19 protein-coding genes are annotated in these 18935 nt (G+C 72.2%); 13 read left to right on the top strand and 6 right to left on the bottom strand.

All coding sequences use genetic code 11. From position 1 onward, the window contains the following. From QZX64_RS13625 to QZX64_RS13605, 5 genes are all read left to right on the top strand, one after another. Positions 1 to 1265 (top strand): extracellular solute-binding protein (locus QZX64_RS13625; RefSeq protein ID WP_295660839.1); only part of this gene is annotated, 1265 nt, incomplete at its 5' end. Between the two features lie 4 nt (positions 1266 to 1269). Continuing rightward, positions 1270 to 2229 (top strand): carbohydrate ABC transporter permease, encoded by a 960-nt coding sequence (locus QZX64_RS13620; protein WP_295660837.1) that lies wholly within the window; start codon positions 1270 to 1272, stop codon positions 2227 to 2229. Then, entirely contained in the window at positions 2229 to 3149 is a 921-nt protein-coding gene (locus tag QZX64_RS13615; RefSeq protein ID WP_295660836.1) for a carbohydrate ABC transporter permease, read from the top strand. Before QZX64_RS13620 ends, QZX64_RS13615 begins: the two co-directional genes overlap by 1 nt. Before the next feature lie 74 nt (positions 3150 to 3223). Beyond that, positions 3224 to 5110 carry a translation elongation factor 4 gene (lepA, locus tag QZX64_RS13610; RefSeq protein ID WP_295660833.1) on the top strand — a complete coding sequence of 629 codons (1887 nt, stop codon included), beginning with the start codon at positions 3224 to 3226 and terminating at the stop codon, positions 5108 to 5110. A 56-nt stretch (positions 5111 to 5166) separates the two neighbouring features. Then, complete coding sequence (locus QZX64_RS13605; protein WP_295660831.1) at positions 5167 to 5562, top strand: DUF1801 domain-containing protein; 396 nt, start codon at positions 5167 to 5169, stop codon at positions 5560 to 5562. A gap of 6 nt (positions 5563 to 5568) precedes the next feature. Here QZX64_RS13605 and QZX64_RS13600 read toward each other — a convergent pair whose 3' ends face one another. Then, positions 5569 to 6126, bottom strand: a complete 558-nt coding sequence (locus QZX64_RS13600; RefSeq protein WP_295660829.1) for a TIGR03086 family metal-binding protein — start codon at positions 6124 to 6126, stop codon at positions 5569 to 5571. 51 nt (positions 6127 to 6177) lie between these two features. Between QZX64_RS13600 and QZX64_RS13595 the strand changes: the two genes are divergently transcribed. Genes QZX64_RS13595 through QZX64_RS13585 form a run of 3 tightly spaced genes read left to right on the top strand, consistent with a single transcriptional unit; the run spans position 6178 to position 9210 of the window. Further along, entirely contained in the window at positions 6178 to 7032 is an 855-nt protein-coding gene (locus QZX64_RS13595) for an AraC family transcriptional regulator (protein WP_295660827.1), read from the top strand. A gap of 25 nt (positions 7033 to 7057) precedes the next feature. Then, on the top strand, positions 7058 to 8287 hold the full coding sequence (locus QZX64_RS13590; protein ID WP_295660825.1) for a glucose-1-phosphate adenylyltransferase family protein: 1230 nt from the start codon (positions 7058 to 7060) through the stop codon (positions 8285 to 8287). After that, positions 8284 to 9210 carry an aminoglycoside phosphotransferase family protein gene (locus QZX64_RS13585; protein ID WP_295660822.1) on the top strand — a complete coding sequence of 309 codons (927 nt, stop codon included), beginning with the start codon at positions 8284 to 8286 and terminating at the stop codon, positions 9208 to 9210. The genes QZX64_RS13590 and QZX64_RS13585 overlap by 4 nt, the downstream gene beginning before the upstream one ends. Here QZX64_RS13585 and QZX64_RS13580 read toward each other — a convergent pair. After that, positions 9188 to 9400: a transcriptional regulator gene (locus QZX64_RS13580; protein WP_295660820.1), complete on the bottom strand. Its 213-nt coding sequence runs from the start codon at positions 9398 to 9400 to the stop codon at positions 9188 to 9190. The genes QZX64_RS13585 and QZX64_RS13580 overlap by 23 nt on opposite strands. A 165-nt stretch (positions 9401 to 9565) precedes the next feature. Here QZX64_RS13580 and QZX64_RS13575 point away from each other — a divergent pair, with 165 nt between their 5' ends. Both QZX64_RS13575 and hemW read left to right on the top strand, forming a co-directional pair. Continuing rightward, positions 9566 to 11389, top strand: coding sequence for a long-chain fatty acid--CoA ligase (locus tag QZX64_RS13575; RefSeq protein WP_295660818.1), 1824 nt, complete (start codon positions 9566 to 9568; stop codon positions 11387 to 11389). A 100-nt stretch (positions 11390 to 11489) separates the two neighbouring features. After that, a complete protein-coding gene (gene hemW, locus QZX64_RS13570) occupies positions 11490 to 12707 on the top strand; it encodes a radical SAM family heme chaperone HemW (RefSeq protein ID WP_295660816.1) in 1218 nt (405 codons plus the stop codon). 22 nt (positions 12708 to 12729) lie between these two features. On the opposite strand, the gene QZX64_RS13565 is transcribed toward hemW, so the two are convergent. Genes QZX64_RS13565 through QZX64_RS13555 form a run of 3 tightly spaced genes read right to left on the bottom strand, consistent with a single transcriptional unit; the run spans position 12730 to position 14719 of the window. Further along, entirely contained in the window at positions 12730 to 13590 is an 861-nt protein-coding gene (locus QZX64_RS13565; protein WP_295660814.1) for a DUF3097 domain-containing protein, read from the bottom strand. A 47-nt stretch (positions 13591 to 13637) separates the two neighbouring features. Next, positions 13638 to 13823 (bottom strand): hypothetical protein, encoded by a 186-nt coding sequence (locus QZX64_RS13560; protein WP_295660812.1) that lies wholly within the window; start codon positions 13821 to 13823, stop codon positions 13638 to 13640. Between the two features lie 44 nt (positions 13824 to 13867). After that, complete coding sequence (locus QZX64_RS13555) at positions 13868 to 14719, bottom strand: MBL fold metallo-hydrolase (protein ID WP_295660811.1); 852 nt, start codon at positions 14717 to 14719, stop codon at positions 13868 to 13870. A 116-nt stretch (positions 14720 to 14835) separates the two neighbouring features. Here QZX64_RS13555 and hrcA point away from each other — a divergent pair, with 116 nt between their 5' ends. From hrcA to QZX64_RS13540, 3 genes are read left to right on the top strand one after another with little or no spacing between them, the layout of a single operon-like run. Further along, positions 14836 to 15861: a heat-inducible transcriptional repressor HrcA gene (hrcA, locus tag QZX64_RS13550; protein WP_295660809.1), complete on the top strand. Its 1026-nt coding sequence runs from the start codon at positions 14836 to 14838 to the stop codon at positions 15859 to 15861. 35 nt (positions 15862 to 15896) lie between these two features. Then, positions 15897 to 17078: a molecular chaperone DnaJ gene (dnaJ, locus tag QZX64_RS13545; protein WP_295660808.1), complete on the top strand. Its 1182-nt coding sequence runs from the start codon at positions 15897 to 15899 to the stop codon at positions 17076 to 17078. 5 nt (positions 17079 to 17083) lie between these two features. Further along, a complete protein-coding gene (locus QZX64_RS13540; RefSeq protein ID WP_295660806.1) occupies positions 17084 to 17833 on the top strand; it encodes a 16S rRNA (uracil(1498)-N(3))-methyltransferase in 750 nt (249 codons plus the stop codon). Here the strand turns inward: QZX64_RS13540 and QZX64_RS13535 are convergent. Further along, entirely contained in the window at positions 17820 to 18908 is a 1089-nt protein-coding gene (locus QZX64_RS13535) for a Gmad2 immunoglobulin-like domain-containing protein (protein ID WP_295660805.1), read from the bottom strand. The two genes, QZX64_RS13540 and QZX64_RS13535, sit on opposite strands and share 14 nt — an antisense overlap. Positions 18909 to 18935 lie beyond the last annotated feature (27 nt).

Here is an 18935-nt window from a genome sequence, read left to right as displayed (position 1 = left end):
GGGCGTCGCTCTCGGGCGAGCTCTCCATCATGGGCTTCGGCGGCGAGGACGAGATCGGCACGACCCGGCTGGCGCGCGCCGAGGAGGCGCTGGGCTCCGACGTGACGATCGACCAGGTCAAGGGCGACCTCGACATCCAGGTGTTCCTCAACTCCGTCGCCGCCGGCGACCCGCCGTCACTGGTCTACGCCGAGCGGTCGCAGATCGGCACCTTCGCCTCCCGCGGGGCCGTGGTGCCCCTCGACGACTGCATCGAGGGCGAGGGCATCGACACCGGCGTCTACCGCGAGCCGGCCATGGCCGAGGTGACGTTCGACGACCAGGTCTACGCCATCCCCGAGTTCAACGTCGTCCAGATCGTGCAGGCGAGCACGGAGGTCCTCGACGGCGCCGGTGCCACCATCGAGGACGTCAACGGCTCCGACTGGGAGGCCGTCAGCCGCGCCAACGAGGCGATGACCCAGTCCGGGGACGGCAAGATCTCCGTGATCGGCTACGACAGCAAGCTTCCCGAGTTCCTGCCGCTGTGGGTGCGCGCCAACGGTGGCTCGATGATCTCCGAGGACGGCAGGACCGCCCAGCTCGACAGCCCGGAGGTCGTCGAGGCCCTCGAGTTCGCGGTGGGCATCTACGACGACCAGGGCGGCTTCGGCGCCGTCAAGGCGTTCCGCGACTCGGCTGACTTCTTCGGCGACGGCAACCAGTTCGCCACCGCGACGCTGGGCGCGATGCCCATGGAGCAGTGGTACGTCAACGTCCTCAACGACGTCACTCCCGACGTCGAGATGGCCTTCGACGCCTTCCGCGACAAGGAGGGCCAGCCGCTCGCGTTCGCGTCCGGCTCGGCGTGGGCCGTGCCGAAGGGCGCACCCGAGCCGGAGGCCGCCTGCCGCTTCGCCAAGGCGATGACCGAGACGGAGGCGTGGGTCGCGGCCGCCGAGGAGCGGGTGCGCCTGCGCAAGGAGAGCGGCGGCATCTTCACCGGCCTGCTGACCGGCAACACCGAGGCCGACGAGCAGATCCGCGCGATGGTGGAGCCGTCGGGCAGCGAGGTCTGGGACGCCGCCATCGAGGCGACGTACGAGGCCAACGACCACACCTTCACCATGCCGGCGCTGCCTGCGGGCGACGAGTTCGAGTCGGCCTGGCAGGACGCCGTCAACCGGGTGCTGAACGGGCAGCAGGCGCCGCAGGAGGCCATGGCGCAGGCGCAGGAGGAGGGTCAGGCGGCCCTTGACGAGGCGTGGGCGCAGTGGGAGAAGTAAGGCCGTGAGCGTCTCCCTCGGCACGCCGCGCACCTCCGGCACCTCCGGGAAGGCCCCGCGGGAGCGCAGCCCGATGCGGCGTCAGGAGACGCGGGCGGCCCTGCTGTTCATCAGCCCGTGGATCATCGGGTTCTGCGTCTTCATGCTCTACCCGCTCTTCTACACCGTCTACCTGTCCTTCACCGACTACGACGTCATCAACGACCCGTCGTTCGTCGGCACCGCGAACTACACCGAGCTGGTCGACGACCCCAAGGTCTCCCTGGCGCTGCGCAACACCGCGATCTTCGCGCTGCTGACGGTGCCCACCCAGCTGGTCGTGGCGCTCGGACTGGCCATGCTGCTGCGTCACGCGGGCCGGGCCTCCGGCTTCTTCCGGACGGCGTTCTACCTGCCCAAGATGACGCCCCCGGTGGCCGTCGGCGTGCTGCTCCTGCTGCTCTTCAACGGGCAGAGCGGGCTGGTCAACGCCGCGCTGGGCGTGTTCGGGATCGACGGCCCCAACTGGACCACGGACCCCACCTGGGTCAAGCCCGGCCTGGCCATGATGAGCCTGTGGACGGTGGGAGCCTCGGTGGTGATCCTGCTGGCCGCCCTCAGCAACGTGCCCAAGGACCTCTACGACGCCGCCGAGCTCGACGGCGCGGGCCCGTGGGGCCGCTTCTTCCACGTGTCCCTGCCCGGCATCAGCGGTGCGGTCTACTTCGTCGTCATCATCGACACGATCGGCGCACTGCAGTCGTTCACCGAGGCCTACACCGCCTTCTTCGGCTCCGGCAACACCACCTACTCCAACGACGCGGCGCTGTTCTACTCCATCTACCTCTTCCAGCAGGCCTTCGAGTTCCTGCACATGGGCTACGCCGCGTCGCTGGCCGTGCTGCTGTTCGCGATCATCATGGTGATCACCGCGGTGCAGGTGTGGGTCGGCAAGCGCTACGTCTACTACGCGGGTGACGCCTGATGGCCACGATCGAGCGGCTCACCGACAGCACGCCGCCCACGACGTACGACGACGGGCTCCGGACGCCGCCGCGGCAGCGCGACCCGCGCACCGGTCCCCGCATCAAGCGCTGGGTCGTGGGCGCCGCGCTGGTGGCCGTGACGGTCGTCTTCACCTACCCGTTCATCTGGCTGGTGAGCGCCTCGCTCAAGCCGCGCAGCGACGTCTTCGACAACAAGCTGATCCCCGAGACGCTGACGTTCCAGAACTACCTGGAGGTGTGGAACGAGGCGCCGATGGCGCTGTGGCTGCTCAACACCGTGATCGTGACGGTGCTGGCCACGCTGGCGGTGACCATCTCGAGCTCCCTGGTGGCGTGGGGGTTCGCCTACTTCCGCTTCCGGGGGCGCAACGCCCTCTTCGGCCTCGTGCTCGCCTCGATGATGGTGCCAGGCGTGGCCACGATGATCCCGGTCTACCTGATCTGGGACTCCCTCGGGCAGGTGGGCACGCTGACCCCGCTGTGGGCGGCCAACCTCTTCGCCAGCCCGTTCTACGTCTTCCTGCTGCGCCAGTTCTTCCTGGGGCTGCCGCGCGAGCTGTTCCAGGCCGCGCGCGTCGACGGCGCGAACAACTGGCAGATCTTCTGGCACATCGCGCTGCCCCTGAGCCGGCCCGCCCTGGCCGTCACGGCGATCTTCGAGTTCCAGGCCGCCTGGACCGACCTGATGCGGCCGCTGATCTACCTGCGCGACGAGGACACCTTCACGGTGCCGCGGGGGCTGAAGTCGATGCTCGACCAGTTCGGCTTCGGCGGGGAGTGGCACTGGGAGCTCGTCGTCACGGCCAGCGTGATCACCACCGTGCCCATGATCATCGTCTTCCTCATCGGCCAGAAGCAGATCATCGAGGGCATCGCCACGACCGGCACGAAGGGCTGACCCGGCCGCTGGTCCTCGCGGCGGCGGTGCCCGTGGAACAATGGGCCCTCCCGCTGACTCCACGGAAGTACGACGTGCCCCCTAACGCTCCACGGCCGCCCGCGCCGCTGCCCGGTCACACCGATCCCGCGATCATCCGCAACTTCTGCATCATCGCCCACATCGACCACGGCAAGTCGACCCTCGCCGACCGGATGCTCCAGCTGACCGGCGTCGTCGACGAGCGCGCCGCCCGCGCGCAGTACCTCGACCGCATGGACATCGAGCGCGAGCGCGGCATCACGATCAAGAGCCAGGCCGTCCGGATGCCGTGGACCGTCCCGGCCGACAACGAGCAGGGTGCCCAGCCCGGCACCTACGTGCTGAACATGATCGACACCCCCGGCCACGTCGACTTCACCTACGAGGTGTCGCGCTCGCTCGAGGCGTGCGAGGCCGCGATCCTGCTGGTCGACGCCGCGCAGGGCATCGAGGCCCAGACGCTGGCCAACCTCTACCTGGCCCTGGGAGCCGACCTCCACATCATCCCGGTGCTCAACAAGATCGACCTGCCCAACGCCCAGCCCGAGAAGTACGCCGCCGAGCTGGCGGGGATCATCGGCTGCGACCCCGCCGACGTGCTCCGGACGTCGGCCAAGACGGGCCTGGGCGTCGAGGCGCTGCTCAACGAGATCGTGCTGCAGACCCCCGCGCCGGTGGGCGAGGCCGACGCCCCGCCGCGCGCGCTCATCTTCGACTCCGTCTACGACACCTACCGCGGCGTCGTCACCTACGTCCGCGTGGTCGACGGCAGGCTCAGCCACCGCGACCGCATCAAGATGATGTCCAACGGCGTCGTGCACGAGATGCTCGAGGTGGGCGTCATCAGCCCCGAGCCGATGAAGTCGAGCGATCTCGGCGTCGGTGAGGTGGGCTACCTGATCACCGGGGTGAAGGACGTGCGCCAGTCCCGGGTCGGCGACACGGTCACCAGCCAGCACCACGGCGCCACCGAGGCGCTCGGCGGCTACAAGCACCCCAACCCGATGGTCTTCGCCGGGCTCTACCCGATCGACGGCGACGACTACCCGACGCTGCGGGACGCCCTCGAGAGGCTGCAGCTCAACGACGCCGCGCTGGCCTACGAGCCGGAGACGTCGGGCGCGCTGGGGTTCGGCTTCCGGTGCGGCTTCCTCGGCCTGCTGCACATGGAGATCGTGCGCGAGCGGCTCGAGCGCGAGTTCAACCTCGACCTCATCTCGACCTCGCCGAACGTGATCTACACCGTCACCATGGAGGACGGCACGGTCATCGAGTGCACGAACCCCAGCGAGTACCCCGACGGCGGTCGGATCGCGGAGGTGCGCGAGCCGGTCGTCCGCGCCACCATCCTGAGCCCGTCCGACTACATCGGCACGATCATGGAGCTCTGCCAGGCCAAGCGCGGCAGCCTCCAGGGCATGGACTACCTGTCCGAGGACCGGGTCGAGATGCGCTACACCCTGCCGATGGGCGAGATCGTCTTCGACTTCTTCGACCAGCTCAAGTCGCGCACCAAGGGCTACGCCTCCCTCGACTACGAGCGCTCCGGCGACCAGGCGGCCGACCTGGTGAAGGTCGACATCCTGCTCCAGGGCGAGCCGGTCGACGCGTTCTCCGCGATCGTGCACCGCGACGCGGCGTACTCCTACGGCGTGATGCTGGCCGGCAAGCTCAAGGACCTCATCCCGCGTCAGCAGTTCGAGGTACCGATCCAGGCCGCCATCGGCGCCCGCGTCATCGCCCGCGAGAACATCCGGGCGATCCGCAAGGACGTGCTGGCCAAGTGCTACGGCGGCGACATCACCCGCAAGCGCAAGCTGCTGGAGAAGCAGAAGGAGGGCAAGAAGCGGATGAAGATGGTCGGCCGCGTCGAGGTCCCCCAGGAGGCGTTCGTCGCCGCGCTCTCCACCACCCAGTCGGCGGAGAAGCCCAAGAAGTAGCCGACGGTCGCGTGCGCGACCCCGCCCGCGTGCCACCATGGCGGGCAGGAGGCGCCATGTCCGAGGATCGCGACCCCCGGGTCGACGACTACATCGCCCAGCTGCCCCCGTGGCAGCGGGAGCTGTGCGAGCACCTGCGCGAGGTGGTGCACGGCGTCGACCCCGAGATCACCGAGACGATCAAGCGGAGCGTGCAGCCCTACTTCGTGCTGGAGGGCAACGTCTGCGCCCTGCTCGCCGCCAAGGACCACGTGAACCTGTTCGTCTACGACGGCGGCATCGTGCCCGACCCGGACGGGCTGGTCACCGCGGGGCACGACAACGCCACCGCCCGCACCATCGGCTTCCGCGAGGGAGACCCGGTCGACGAGGAGGCCCTGACCGCCTTCCTGCGCCGGCTCGTGGCCGACAACAGGGCGGGCGGGTGGCGCAGGCTGAAGCAGCAGGGCTGAGCCGGCTCAGGCGGCCGACCACCGCGGGTCGCGGCCCAGCCGGGCGAGCAGCCGGTCCTGCGCCGAGGCGTCCGCGTCGACCGGGAGCTCGGGGCCGCAGATCCCCTCGGCGTGGAGGGCGTCCCCCCAGCCGTCGGCCGTCCTCTGCAGCACGGCCGCCTCCTCGTCGCTGATGCTCCACTCCTGGCCGGTGGCCCGGGCGACGTCCCAGCCGTGGACGACGAGGTCCCAGCCGTAGAAGTCCGCGAGCGTGTCGGCCACGGTCGTGGGGCCGAAGTAGCCGTCGTACGCCGTCTCCGCGACGCCGTCGCGCCCGACGGCGTCCACCACGGCGCTCGCGTGCGCGCGCCACGCGGCCGCCGGGTCGGAGCGGTCGGGGTCGGGGCCGAGGTCGACGCCCCGCCGGGCGAGGAAGTCGCGCTCGGTGGCGATGACGTGGTGCACGACGTCGCGCGCCGTCCACCCCTCGCACGGGGTGGAGGTGGCCCACCGGTCGCCGACGGCGTCCAGGATCTCGGCGAAGCGGCGGGCACGGTCCTGGAATCGCTGGGCTGTCTGGTTCATGGCAGCACGCTAGGGACGCAGCTGTCGGTGACTCTTGGAATAATCCGACACATGCAGCCAGACCGGCCGACGCGGCGCGTCGACCCGATCGACCGCGCCCACCTCACCGGGGTGAGCCGGCCGTCGCCGCCGATCCTGCGCTACGCCCCCTCGCCCGAGCTCGCGCCCCTCGTCGACCGCTACTGGATCCCGGTCTGGTCGCTGCCGGAGCCGCAGGTCCAGAGCACCCTGCAGCACCCCGTGTGCCTGGTCGTGGTGAGCAACACCTACGCGCGCTTCTACGGCGTCGTCCGCGGCCGGTCCAGCGTCACCCTGGAGGGTGACGGCTGGGCGGTCGGCACGATGCTCAGGCCGGCTGCCGGGCGCCTGCTGCTGGGCCGGTCGGTGGCGACGGTCACCGACTCCTTCCTCGACCTCGCCGAGGTGCCCGCTCTCGACGGGCGGCGGCTGGTCCCCGAGATCCGCGACGCGATGGCGAGCGACCCCCACGACCCCCGGGCGCACGCCGCCGCGATCGCCGCCGTCGAGAGCCGTCTCGCCCGTGCCCTGCCCGTGGACGAGCCCGGTGCGCTCATCAACCGCCTGGTGTCCTGGCTGGCGGAGCACCCGGAGGTGACCCGGGTGGCCGACGTCGCGGCGGAGTTCGCGATGACCGAGCGCACGCTGCAGCGCCTGGTGGAGCAGCGTGTCGGACTCACACCCAAGTGGCTCATCCAGCGCCGACGGCTGCACGACGCGGTCGAGCGGCTCAAGGCGGGGGAGACCTCGCTCGCCGACATCGCCGTCGAGCTCGGCTACGCGGACCAGGCGCACTTCACCCACGACTTCCGCACCGTCAGCGGCACGACGCCGGGAGAGTTCCTCGCCGACCAGGCATCGTCCGCAGCGCCAGGGGGCACCCCCTAGGCTCACGACAAAGGGAGGTGCCACTGTGGCCGCACGACAGGTTCTCGGAGTCATCCAGGCCGGCGGAGCCGGGTCGCGGATGGACGTGCTCACCCGCGAGCGCGCCAAGCCGGCGCTGCCGTACGCCGGCACGCACCGGCTCATCGACTTCGCGATCTCCAGCATGGTGCACTCCCAGATCCGGGACGTGTGGGTCAGCGTCGAGTACCAGGTCGCCTCGATCGACGAGTACCTGGCCGGCGGCCGCCCGTGGGACCTCGACTCCAGCCGTGGCGGCTTCCGCCGGATCGTGCCCGAGACCGGCAGCGGCCCGGCGTCGGAGGACGGGTTCGCGCACGGCAACGGTGACCTGCTGCTCCGGATGAGCCGCGACCTCGAGGCCTGGGGCGGGGAGACGCTGGTGGTCAGCAGTGCCGACCACATCTTCAACATGGACCTGCGCCCCGTCATCGAGCGCCACCTCGAGTCCGGCGCCATCGCGACGCTGCTGACGAGCGAGGTGAGCCGGCGCGAGGCCTCCTCCAACGTCGCCCTGCAGGTCGGCGACGACCGCCGGGTCACCGGCTTCGAGGTCAAGACGGCCAAGCCCTCCACCGGCACGGTGGCGACCGAGGTCTTCGTCTACCGCACCGAGCTCCTGCTGGAGACCCTGCGCGAGCTGCGTGCGGAGCTCTCGGGGGACGCCGACGGCGACGACAGCGGCATCGGCGACTTCGGCGAGCACCTGCTGCCGCGCCTGCTCGAGAAGGGCAAGGTGCTGGCCGACCCGATGACCGGCTACTGGCGCGACGTGGGTCGCCCCGGCGCCTACCTCCAGGGCCACCGCGACCTGCTGGCCGACAAGGTCGAGGTGTTCGACGACCTCGACCGGCCGGTGATCTCCCACTGGGCCGACCGGGAGGCCGCCCGGATCCGCCGGGGAGCCGTCGTCGAGGACAGCCTGGTCTCGCCCGGTGCCGACGTCTCGGGCACCGTGGTCCGCAGCGTCCTGGGCCCCGGCGTGGTCGTCGAGAAGGGCGCAGTGGTCAAGGACTCCGTGCTGTTCAACGACGTCCGGGTCAAGGGTGGCGCCCAGGTGTGCACGAGCATCGTCGACGACCGCGTGGTCATCGGCTCGCGCGCACGCATCGGTGCGGAGCCCGGCTCCAGGATCGCGACCGACGAGGACGTGGTCCTGGTCGGCAGCGACTCGGTCGTCACCACCGCAGAGCTCCTCCCCGCCGGCTCACGTCTCGAGCCCGGCACCACGGCGTGAGGCCACGCCTGCTCGTCCCCGCGGGCCTGGAGTCGCAACGACACCTCGGCGAGGAGTGGGGCGTGTGGCTGGACGCCCTGCCGCGGGTGTCGGCCGACGTCCTCGAGGAGTGGGACCTCACCGTCGACGGCGAGCCGATGCACGGGCACTGCTCGCTGGTCGTCCCCGTACGCACCCGGTCGAGCCGCCCCGCCGCCCTCAAGGTGACCTTCGCCGGCGACGAGGAGTCCGAGCACGAGCACCTCGCCCTCCAGCGGTGGGGCGGCGCCGGGGCCGTCCGGCTGCTGCGCGCGGACCCCGCGCGCCGGGCGATGCTCCTCGAGCGGCTGCACACCGACGACCTCGGCGACCTGCGGGACGTCGAGGCCTGCGAGGTGGTGGCCGGGCTCTACCCGCGCATCCACGTGCCGGCCCTCCCGCAGCTGCGCACGGTCACGGCGTACGTCGAGCGCTGGTGCGCCGCGCTCGCCACGATGCCGCGCAACGCACCCGTGCCGCACCGCCTCGTCGAGCAGGCACTCTCGCTGGGGCGCGACCTGGTGGCGGACGCCGCGAGCACCGGCACCCTCGTCCACGGCGACCTGCACTATGCCAACGTCCTGGCCGGCGACCGCGAGCCGTGGCTCGCCATCGACCCGAAGCCGATGAGCGGGGACCCGCACTACGAGCCCGCGCCCATGCTGTGGAACCGGTTCGAGGAGCTCTCCGGTGACATCAGGGGAGGAGTGCGGCGCCGGTTCCACACCCTGGTCGACGCCGCCGGCCTCGACGAGCAGCGCGCCCGCGACTGGGTGGTCGTGCGGATGGTGCTCAACGCCCACTGGTCGGTCGAGGACGCGCAGCGGGCCGACCGGGCGCTGGACGCCGAGGAGCGCGACTGGATCACCCGCTGCATCGCCGTCACCAAGGCCGTGCAGGACTAGTCACCGAGACGTAGCCGGCCGACTCCAGGGCCGACATCTGCTTCGACAGGTCCGAGTCGCTGGTCCGGAGGTGGTCGCGCAGGAAGCCGAAGTCGTTCGTGCTGGCCCTGCTCAGCAGCGCCACGATCGCCAGGCGCTTGGGCGCCGTGACGACCGGGTCCAGCCCCCTGAGCGGGTCGATGGTGCTCATCCCGGGCGGGCCCGGGCCGCGGCGGCCCACACCCGAAGGCCACGGGGTACCAGTCCGGCAAGTCATCGCCCGGGAACTCGCACCAGGCAAGCGCTACCGGTGGGTTGAGGAGTGATCTAGGTTACTCCGCAGAGAGCCAGCCGCCCCCCGAGAAGCAGGAGTCCCATGCCCACCTCGACCGACACCGGCTTCGTGGACCACCTGCTGCCGAGCGTCGCGGTCCAGTTCTGGGACCGCGTCCAGAGGTCGCCCGACCGCGAGGCGTTCCGCTTCCCGCGCGGCAGCGACTGGGAGTCGGTCACGTGGCGGGAGGCCGGCGACCGCGTCCGCAGCCTCTCCGCGGGACTGCTGAGCATGGGCCTGGCGTCCGAGCAGCGCGTCGGCATCGCGTCCGGCACCCGCTACGAGTGGATCGTTGCCGACCTGGCCATCATGTGCGCCGGTGGCGCCACGACGACGGTCTACCCGACCACCAACAGCGACGACACCTGCTTCATCCTCGGTGACGCCGAGTGCCGCGTGGTGTTCGCCGAGGACGACCAGCAGGTCGCCAAGCTCAGGGAGCACCGGAACGAGCTGCCGCACCTGGCCACGGTGGTGACCTTCGACGGCGCCTCCGACGGCGACTGGATCGTGTCGCTGGACGACCTGGCGGCGCTGGGCGACGCCTATCTCGCCGAGCACCCGAACGCCATCGAGGAGACCGCCGAGTCGATCTCGCCCGACGACCTCGCCACCCTCATCTACACCTCCGGCACGACCGGCCGCCCCAAGGGCGTGCGGCTCAAGCACCGCTCGTGGGTCTACGAGGGCGAGGCCATCCGCGCCCAGGACATCCTCAGCGAGGACGACCTGGAATTCCGCTGGCTGCCGATGGCGCACTCCTTCGGCAAGGTGCTGATGTCGACCCAGATGGCGTGCGGGTACTCCGCCGCCATCGACGGCCGCGTCGAGAAGATCGTGGAGAACCTCGGCGTCGTGAAGCCGACCTTCATGGGTGCGGCTCCACGCATCTTCGAGAAGGCGCACGGCCGCATCGTCACGATGCAGGCGGCGGAGGGCGGCGCCAAGGAGAAGATCTTCAAGAGGGCCTTCCAGGTCGGGCTCCAGGTCGAGCGGCTCAAGCGGGAGGGCAACCCCGTCCCGCTCCCGCTCAAGGTGCAGCACGGGCTCTTCGACCGGCTCGTCTTCAGCAAGATCCGCGACCGCTTCGGTGGACGCGTGCGCTTCTTCATCTCCGGTGCCGCCGCCCTCAACCGCGACATCGCCGAGTGGTTCAACGCCGCGGGCATCACGATCCTCGAGGGCTACGGGCTCACCGAGTCCTCCGCCGGGTCGTTCGTCAACCACCCCGACGACAACCGCTTCGGCACCGTCGGTCCGGTCGTGCCGGGCTCGCAGGTGAGGCTGGGTGACGGCGACGAGGTGATGATCAAGGGCCCCGGCGTCATGGACGGCTACCACAACCGGCCCGAGGAGACCGCCAAGGCGCTGACCCCCGACGGCTGGCTGCACACCGGTGACAAGGGCTCGCTCGACGCCGACGGCTACCTCACCATCACCGGCCGCATCAAGGAGCTCTTCAAGACCTCCGGCGGCAAGTACGTCGCCCCGCCGGCCATCGAGTCGAAGTTCAAGGCCGTCTGCCCCTACGCCAGCCAGTTCGTCGTCTTCGGCGACGAGCGCAGCTACTGCGTGGCCCTGGTGACCCTCGACCCCGACGCCATGGACGGCTGGGCCTCGGAGAACGGCATGGCCGGCGCGTCGTACACCGAGATCGTGACCTCGGAGGCGGTCGGCACCATGGTCGGTGGGTACGTCGAGCAGATGAACGCCCAGCTCAACCGCTGGGAGACCATCAAGAAGTGGCGGCTCCTCGACCACGACCTCAGCATCGAGTCGGGGGAGATGACCCCGTCGATGAAGGTGAAGCGCAACGTCGTCCAGGACAACCACCGCCGGCTCATCGAGGAGATGTACGCCTCCTGATCCCTGCGGCACCGCGTCGGCACCTCTCCACACCCCGTCGTCCGCCTGACGCCGGGCCGGGACCCGGGTCGGGGCGGACGACTGTGATGGGATGGGCTGCGTGCCATCCGCCCTGCCGCCGGGAGACCCTGCGCCCGAGGACGGCTCGCTGCCGGAGGGCGCGCTCGACGGCGCGGGGGAGCGACCGCTCGGGATCTACGTCCACGTGCCCTTCTGCACGGTCCGCTGCGGCTACTGCGACTTCAACACCTACACCGCCGAGGAGCTCGGGGACACCCGCGGCGCGTCGCGCGCGACGTACGCCGAGGCGGTCATCGCCGAGCTGCGGCTGGCCCGCCGGGTGCTCGGCCGGGACGACCGCCCGGTGTCCACGGTCTTCCTCGGGGGCGGCACCCCCACCCTGCTGAGCAGCGCCGACCTCGGGGCGGTGCTGGCCGCGGTGGCCGGCGAGTTCGGCCTGGCCGACGACGCTGAGGTCACCACCGAGGCCAACCCCGACAGCGTCGCGCTGTGGGACCTCGAGGAGCTGCGCGCCGTCGGCTTCAACCGCATCAGCCTCGGCATGCAGTCGGCGGTGCCGCGCGTGCTCCAGGTCCTCGACCGCACCCACGACCCGCTCCGGGTGCCCGCCGCGGTCGAGTGGGCGCGCACGGCGGGCTTCGAGGAGGTCAGCCTCGACCTCATCTACGGCACGCCGGGGGAGAGCGTCGCGGACTGGGAGGAGTCGCTGGACGCCGCGCTGGCATGCGGGCCCGACCACGTCTCGGCGTACTCCCTCATCGTCGAGGACGGCACCGCCCTGGCCCGCCGCGTACGCCGCGGCGAGCTGCCGATGCCCGACGAGGACGACCTTGCCGACAAGTACCTCCTGGCCGACGAGCGCCTCGGCGGGGCCGGCCTGGAGTGGTACGAGGTGTCGAACTGGGCGCGCCGGCCGGAGAGCCGCTCGCGCCACAACCTGGCCTACTGGACCGGCGGCGACTGGTGGGGCGCGGGCCCCGGCGCGCACTCCCACGTCGGCGGGGTGCGCTGGTGGAACGTCAAGCACCCCGCGGCGTACGCCGACCGGCTGGCCGCCGGCGCCAGCCCCGTCCACGCCCGCGAGGTGCTCGACGAGGAGAGCCGCCGGGTGGAGCGGGTGCTGCTGGAGATCAGGCTGCGCGACGGCCTGCCCGTGCTCGCCCTCGACCAGCACGGTCGGGGCCAGGTCGCGCGTCTGGTCGACGAGGGCCTGCTCACCCTGCGCACGGAGCGCCTGGTGCTCACCCAGCGCGGGCGGCTGCTCGCCGACGCTGTGGTGCGCGACCTCCTGCCCTAGCGAGGATGCCCAGCCGTGACGTCTAGCCGCGGGGCTCGGCGGTGACGAAGTCGATGAGCTCCTCGACGCGGCCGAGCAGGGCGGGGTCGAGGTCGGCGAAGGAGTCGACCTTCGACAGGACGTGCTGCCACGCGCGGGCGATGTCGGCCTGGTCGCGGTGCGGCCAGCCGAGCTGCTGGCAGGTGCCCTTCTTCCAGTCGATGCTGCGCGGCACGTCCGGCCAGCGGGGGATCCCGAGCCGGGCCGGCTTCACGGCCTGCCAGATGTCGATGAACGGGTGGCCGACGATGAGGACGTGCCTGCCGACGGCGGAGCGGGCGATGCCCGAGGCGATGCGGCTCTCCTTCGACCCGGGCACGAGGTGGTCGACCAGCACGCCCACGCGGCGCTCGGGACCGGGCCGGAAGTCGCGGAGGTGGTCGGCGAGGTCGTCGACGCCGCCGAGGTACTCCACCACCACGCCCTCGATGCGCAGGTCGTCGCCCCAGACCCGCTCGACGAGCTCGGCGTCGTGCCGCCCCTCCACGAAGATGCGGCTCTGACGCGCCACCCGGGCCTTCGCGCCGCGCACCGCGACGGAACCGGACGCCGTCCGCGTCGGCGCGGCGGGGGCTGCGGCACGCACGGGCGCGGTGAGGATCACCGGCCTGCCCTCGAGCAGGAAGCCCGGGCCCAGCGGGAAGGTGCGCCGCCTGCCGCGCCGGTCCTCGAGGGTGAGCGTGTGCAGGTCCCGGTCGACGGCGACGACCTCGCCGCACCAGTCGGTGGTGACCTCCTCGACGACCAGGCCGGGGTCGGCCGGGTGCTCCTGGGCGCGGCCGCGCCGGGGGGCCTTCCAGTCGGTGGAGAGGACGTCGGAGCCGTAGCGGTCGGGGGAGGTCACCCGTCAACGCTAGGTCGAGCGCTCCCGCCGCCGGTGGTGGCGCGCCGTCAGGACCCCTGGTCGGTCCCGGGGTCGGGCTCCTGCGTGGCGTCCATGTCGAGGTCGCGGTCGACGTCGTCGGGGTCGAGCGGCTCGGCGAGCGGGTTGTCCTCGCCGCGCTGGAGGTCCTCGGGGAGCATGTCGTCGGTGATGCCGGTCTCGGGCTCGGCGCGCTCGGCGTCCTGTTCGCTCATGCCCCGAGCCAACCTCGGCTGTCGGGTCGGCGTCAACGCCCCGTTCAGACGAGGGGGAGCTGCCGGCGACCGCGTGGCAGCTGCTCGTAGCCACGGCGTAAGGCCTCGGCCAGGCCGTCGGCGGGGAAGGGGAACTCGCCGACCGTGAGCGCCTCCTCGAGCGGCACGCCGGAGCCGGCGAGGTGGCGGATGGCGTCGGCCATCAGCCCGAGGTCGTTGCGCTGCACCTCGACGAACTCGCGGTCGACGGGGGCCCCGTGCCCGGGCACCACGGTGCTGCCGGCGGTCGTCAGCCCGAGCACGACGTCCATGCTGTGCGGCCAGTCGAGCGGGAAGCAGTCGGTGCCGTACACCGGCGCGGCGGACTCCTCGACCAGGTCTCCGGCGAGCACGACGTCGACGTCGGGGACGCGCACCACGAGGTCGCCGTCGGTGTGACCGCGGCCGGGGTGGACCAGCTCCACGGCCCGGTCCCCGAGGTCGAGGGAGACCGCGGAGGAGAAGGTGCGGTCGGCCGGGACCGGCTGCGTGGCGAGCACCTCCTCGCGGTGCGGGTCGTCGAGGTCGTCGCGGTAGTAGCCCTGGACCCGCTCGCCGGACGCCACGGTGGCCGCGGCGGCGTTCTCGTGCGCGTGGATCGCGATGTCGCCGTACGCCGCCCGGAAGGCCCCGTTGCCGAAGGTGTGGTCGAAGTGGCTGTGGGTGTTGACCACCGCGGCCACCTGACCGGCACCGAGCCGGCGCAGGTCGTCGATCACGCCCGACGCGGCGAGCCCCGAGCTGTGGGTGTCGACGACCACCAGCCCCCGGTCGCTGCCGATCGCGGTGACGTTCACGTCGAGCCACTCGTAGCGCGCCACCCACACGCGCTGGGCCACCTCGATGAAGTCGGACATGCCCGCAGGCTATCCGTGCCGGGTCCGCCGGGTCCGGGTTCCGTGGTCGGACGGGTATTGTTGGCACTCGGACCGATGGAGTGCCAACAACCGAGAGCGGGCGGAGGGGGACAGCGATGACGACCGACGACCGCAAGCTCGCCGTCCTCCGGGCCATCGTCGAGGACTACGTGGCGACCGAGGAGCCGGTGGGCTCCAAGGCGCTCGTCGAGCGGCACGGCCTCGGCGTCTCGCCGGCCACGGTGCGCAACGACATGGCGGTGCTGGAGGAGGAGGGCTTCATCCACCAGCCGCACACGAGCGCCGGGCGGGTGCCCACCGACAAGGGCTACCGCCTCTTCGTCGACCGGCTGACCACCGTCAAGCCGATGAGCGCCGCCGAGAGGCGCGCCATCTCCACGTTCCTCGACGGCGCCGTCGACCTCGACGACGTCGTCCAGCGGTCGGTGCGGATGCTCTCCCAGCTGACCCGCCAGGTCGCGGTGGTGCAGTACCCCACGCTCTCGCGCAGCACGGTGCGCCACGTCGAGCTCGTGGTGCTCGCGCCGACCCGGCTGCTCGTCGTGCTCATCCTGTCCACCGGGCGGGTCGAGCAGCGGGTCGTCGAGGTGTCGGACCAGCTCGGTGACGAGCTGCTCGCGACCCTCCGCTCGCGCATCGGGCGTGCGGTCGTCGGCGAGCGCATCGCCGACGCGACGACCGCCCTCGGCGTGCTGGAGGCCGAGCCGGGCGACGTACCCGCCGGAGTGGTCGCCGCCGTCGTCGACACCCTGGCCGACGCCATGTCCGACCACCGCAGCGACGAGCGGGTGGCGGTCGGCGGCGCCGCCAACCTGGCCAGGTACGGCGACTCGTTCGACACCTCCGTCCGCCCGCTGCTCGAGGCGCTCGAGGAGCACGTCGTGCTCCTGAAGCTCCTCGGCGAGGCCAGCACGGGGGGCGCGGTCACCGTGCGCATCGGGGCCGAGGGCCCCTTCGCCGAGCTCTCCTCGACCAGCGTGGTGGCCACCGGCTACGGCCCGGGCGACGACGCCCTGGCCAGCCTCGGCATCGTGGGGCCGACCCGCATGGACTACCCCGGCACGATGACGGCGGTGCGCGCGGTCGCCCGCTACGTCTCGCGCATCCTCGACGAGGCCTGAGCCTCCAGACCCGCACAGAGAAGGAACGGACCAACGTGAGCCAGGACCTCTACGAGCTCCTCGGTGTCGGCCGCGACGCGGACGCCGACGCCATCAAGAAGGCCTACCGCAAGCAGGCCCGCCGGCTGCACCCCGACGTCAACCCCGACCCGGGGGCGCAGGAGCAGTTCAAGGAGGTCTCGCTCGCCTACGAGGTGCTCTCCGACCCGCAGAAGCGGTCGGCGTACGACCGGGGCGGCGACCCGTTCGGCGGGGCCGGCGCCGGTGGCTTCGGGCAGGGCGCCGGGTTCTCCTTCACCGACATCATGGACGCCTTCTTCGGCGGACAGGGCCCCGGCGGCCAGGGCCACGGCCCGCGCCCGCGCAGCCGCCGCGGCCAGGACGCGCTGATCCGGCTCGACGTCGAGCTCGCGGAGGCGGCGTTCGGCGTCACCCGCGACCTCAAGGTCGACACCGCCGTCGTCTGCACCACCTGCCACGGCGACGGCACCGCGCCGGGCACCAGCCCGGTCCCGTGCGAGACCTGCCGCGGCGCCGGCGAGGTGGCCCAGGTGCAGCGCTCCTTCCTGGGCGAGATCCGCACGCTGCGCCCGTGCGCGGCCTGCCGCGGCTTCGGCACGCTCATCCCCGACCCCTGCCGCGAGTGCTCGGGCGACGGCCGGGTGCGCTCGCGCCGGACGCTGAAGGTCAAGATCCCGGCCGGCGTCGACTCCGGCACGCGCGTCCAGCTCAGCGAGCAGGGCGAGGTCGGCCCCGGCGGCGGCCCGGCGGGCGACCTCTACGTCGAGATCCAGGTCCTGCCGCACCCCACGTTCACCCGCGCCGGCAGCGACCTGCACTGCACGGTCTCGCTGCCGATGACCGCAGCCGCCCTCGGCACCTCCGTCACGCTGCCGTTGCTCGAGGCCGACGTGGTCGACGGCAGGGAGCCGACCGCCGACTCCGACCTGGTCACCAGCCTCGACCTCGACGTGAAGGCGGGCACCCAGTCCGGCACGGAGCGGGTGATGCGCGGGTACGGCGTGCCCGGCCTGCGCGGCGGGCGGGGCGACCTGGTCGTGATCATCTCCGTCGAGACCCCCTCCCGGCTCGACGCCCGCCAGGAGGAGCTGCTCCACGAGCTGGCCGCCATCCGGGGCGAGGAGTCGCCGGAGGGGTCGGTGCGGGCGTCGCACAAGTCCGTCTTCGGCCGCCTGCGCGACGCCTTCAACGGCTGAGCACCGTGTCGTTGCCCGTGCACCTCGTGCCGACCCTGGCCGGGGTCCGGCCGGGCGGTGCGGTCGAGGTGATCGGTGACGAGGCCCACCACGCCGTCGCCGTGCGCCGGCTGCGGGTGGGGGAGTCGGTGGTCCTCACCGACGGCGCCGGCACCTCGGCCACCGCGGAGGTCACCTCCACGGGCAAGCGGGTCTTCGAGGTGCGGGTCGCCGACGTCGTCTCGCCACCCGAGCCGACCCCGGCGATCACGGTCGTGCAGGCGCTGCCCAAGGGCGATCGCGGGGAGCTGGCGGTCGAGATGCTGACCGAGATCGGCGTCGGCCGGGTGGTGCCGTGGGCCGCGTCGCGCAGCGTGGCGGTCTGGCGCGGCGAGCGGGCGGCGAAGTCGCTCGCGAAGTGGCGCGGCACGGCTCGGGAGGCCGCCAAGCAGGCCCGCCGCACCTGGTTCCCGGAGGTGGAGGAGATGGCGGGCACCGCCGAGGTCGTCGAGCTGGTCCGCTCCGCCGACCTGGCCGTCGTGCTCCACGAGGATGCCTCACAGCCCCTTCCGGCCGTCGGGGCGGCGGAGCGCGTCGTGGTCGTCGTGGGTCCCGAGGGCGGGCTCACCGACGACGAGGTCGCGGCGTTCGTCGGTGCCGGAGCCGTCAGCGTGCGCCTGGGCACCGAGGTGCTGCGCACCTCGACCGCCGGGGTCGCCGCGGTGGCCGCCCTGCTGGCGGGCACCGGCCGCTGGCGCGGGCCTACCGGATCCTGACGTCCTTGTCGTCGGACATCGCGCCGCTGCCCTCGGTGCCGCCGGTCGGGTCGTCGGTGGTGGCCCAGACCCTGTAGTCGCCGGGAGCCAGGCCCTCGAGGTCGATGGAGACCTGGAACGGGAACAGCCTGTCCTCCATCCACGCCTCGGCCGACCACGCGCCCTTCCGGACGACCTCGTCGCCGCGGCGCAGCTCCCACCCGGAGCTCGCCTCGAAGCTGTTGGCCACGCCGGTGAGCTCGAGGGTGCCGCTCGCGGTCGCCCCCTGCTCCGGGGTGGTGATGCTCATGTGGCTCAGGGTCTCCAGCATCGAGCCGTGGGTCAGCGGCTCGGAGGTGTCGACGCCGTAGACGGTGTCGAGCCGCTGTCCGTCGGCGGAGAAGCCGACCACCGCGCGCGCCTGGCCGGCCGCCTGCACGGTGTAGACGACCTGCATCACCGCCGCGCGGGCCTCCTCCTCCGACATGCCCGCCGGTCGGTCGGCCAGGGAGGCGTCGGCGAGCCGGACGGCGTACACGCCCTCGGCGCCACCGCCGTCGAACCCGACGCCCTCGATCGAGCCGGCAGGCCAGGCGGTGCGGTAGTCGGGGTCGAGCGGAGTGCCGGTGAGCACGTCGACGGCCGCCGTGAACGGGTCGCCTGAGCCGCGCTGGAACTCCCGGTACAGCCGCGGGCCGCCGCGCTCGGTGTCACCGATGAAGTAGACCGGGACCGCGCCCGCGGCGGGCGGGGCCGGGTCGCTCGTGGCGGGCGCCGACGGCTCGGGCTGCTCGGTCGCGGGCCCGGTGGGCTCCGCGGAGTCGCTGGGCTGCGCGGGCTCGCTGGGCTGCGACGTCGCGGCGGCAGGGCCCGGGTCGGGCTCGCCGTCCCCGCCGAAGCCCCCGACGAAGGCGACCACGCCGATCACGGCCGCGGTGGCCACGGCTCCGAGGAGGACCAGGGGCCAGGTGCGGTTGCTCATGTTCTCCACCTTCGCATCGGAGCGGGTTCGGGCACGGATGTCGGCCAGCGCGTCGCGCGGCTCGATGTCGGACACCGCGTCGTGCAGGGCGCGGGAGAGGTCGTCGTCGTTCACGGCTGTTCCTCCAGGAGGGGCCCGAGC

This window comes from uncultured Nocardioides sp. (assembly GCF_902805925.1).
Taxonomy (GTDB): domain Bacteria; phylum Actinomycetota; class Actinomycetes; order Propionibacteriales; family Nocardioidaceae; genus Nocardioides.
The sequence above is the reverse complement of the archived record's forward strand: the minus strand, read 5'-3'. Positions and strand labels throughout refer to the sequence as shown.

Coding starts and splice junctions, on each gene's coding strand:
- QZX64_RS13615 (WP_295660836.1), top strand. CDS start 2,229: ATGGCCACGATCGAGCGGCTCACCGACAGCACGCCGCCCACGACGTAC.
- QZX64_RS13605 (WP_295660831.1), top strand. CDS start 5,167: ATGTCCGAGGATCGCGACCCCCGGGTCGACGACTACATCGCCCAGCTG.
- QZX64_RS13600 (WP_295660829.1), bottom strand. CDS start 6,126: ATGAACCAGACAGCCCAGCGATTCCAGGACCGTGCCCGCCGCTTCGCC.
- QZX64_RS13595 (WP_295660827.1), top strand. CDS start 6,178: ATGCAGCCAGACCGGCCGACGCGGCGCGTCGACCCGATCGACCGCGCC.
- QZX64_RS13580 (WP_295660820.1), bottom strand. CDS start 9,400: ATGAGCACCATCGACCCGCTCAGGGGGCTGGACCCGGTCGTCACGGCG.
- QZX64_RS13575 (WP_295660818.1), top strand. CDS start 9,566: ATGCCCACCTCGACCGACACCGGCTTCGTGGACCACCTGCTGCCGAGC.
- QZX64_RS13560 (WP_295660812.1), bottom strand. CDS start 13,823: ATGAGCGAACAGGACGCCGAGCGCGCCGAGCCCGAGACCGGCATCACC.
- QZX64_RS13555 (WP_295660811.1), bottom strand. CDS start 14,719: ATGTCCGACTTCATCGAGGTGGCCCAGCGCGTGTGGGTGGCGCGCTAC.
- hrcA (WP_295660809.1), top strand. CDS start 14,836: ATGACGACCGACGACCGCAAGCTCGCCGTCCTCCGGGCCATCGTCGAG.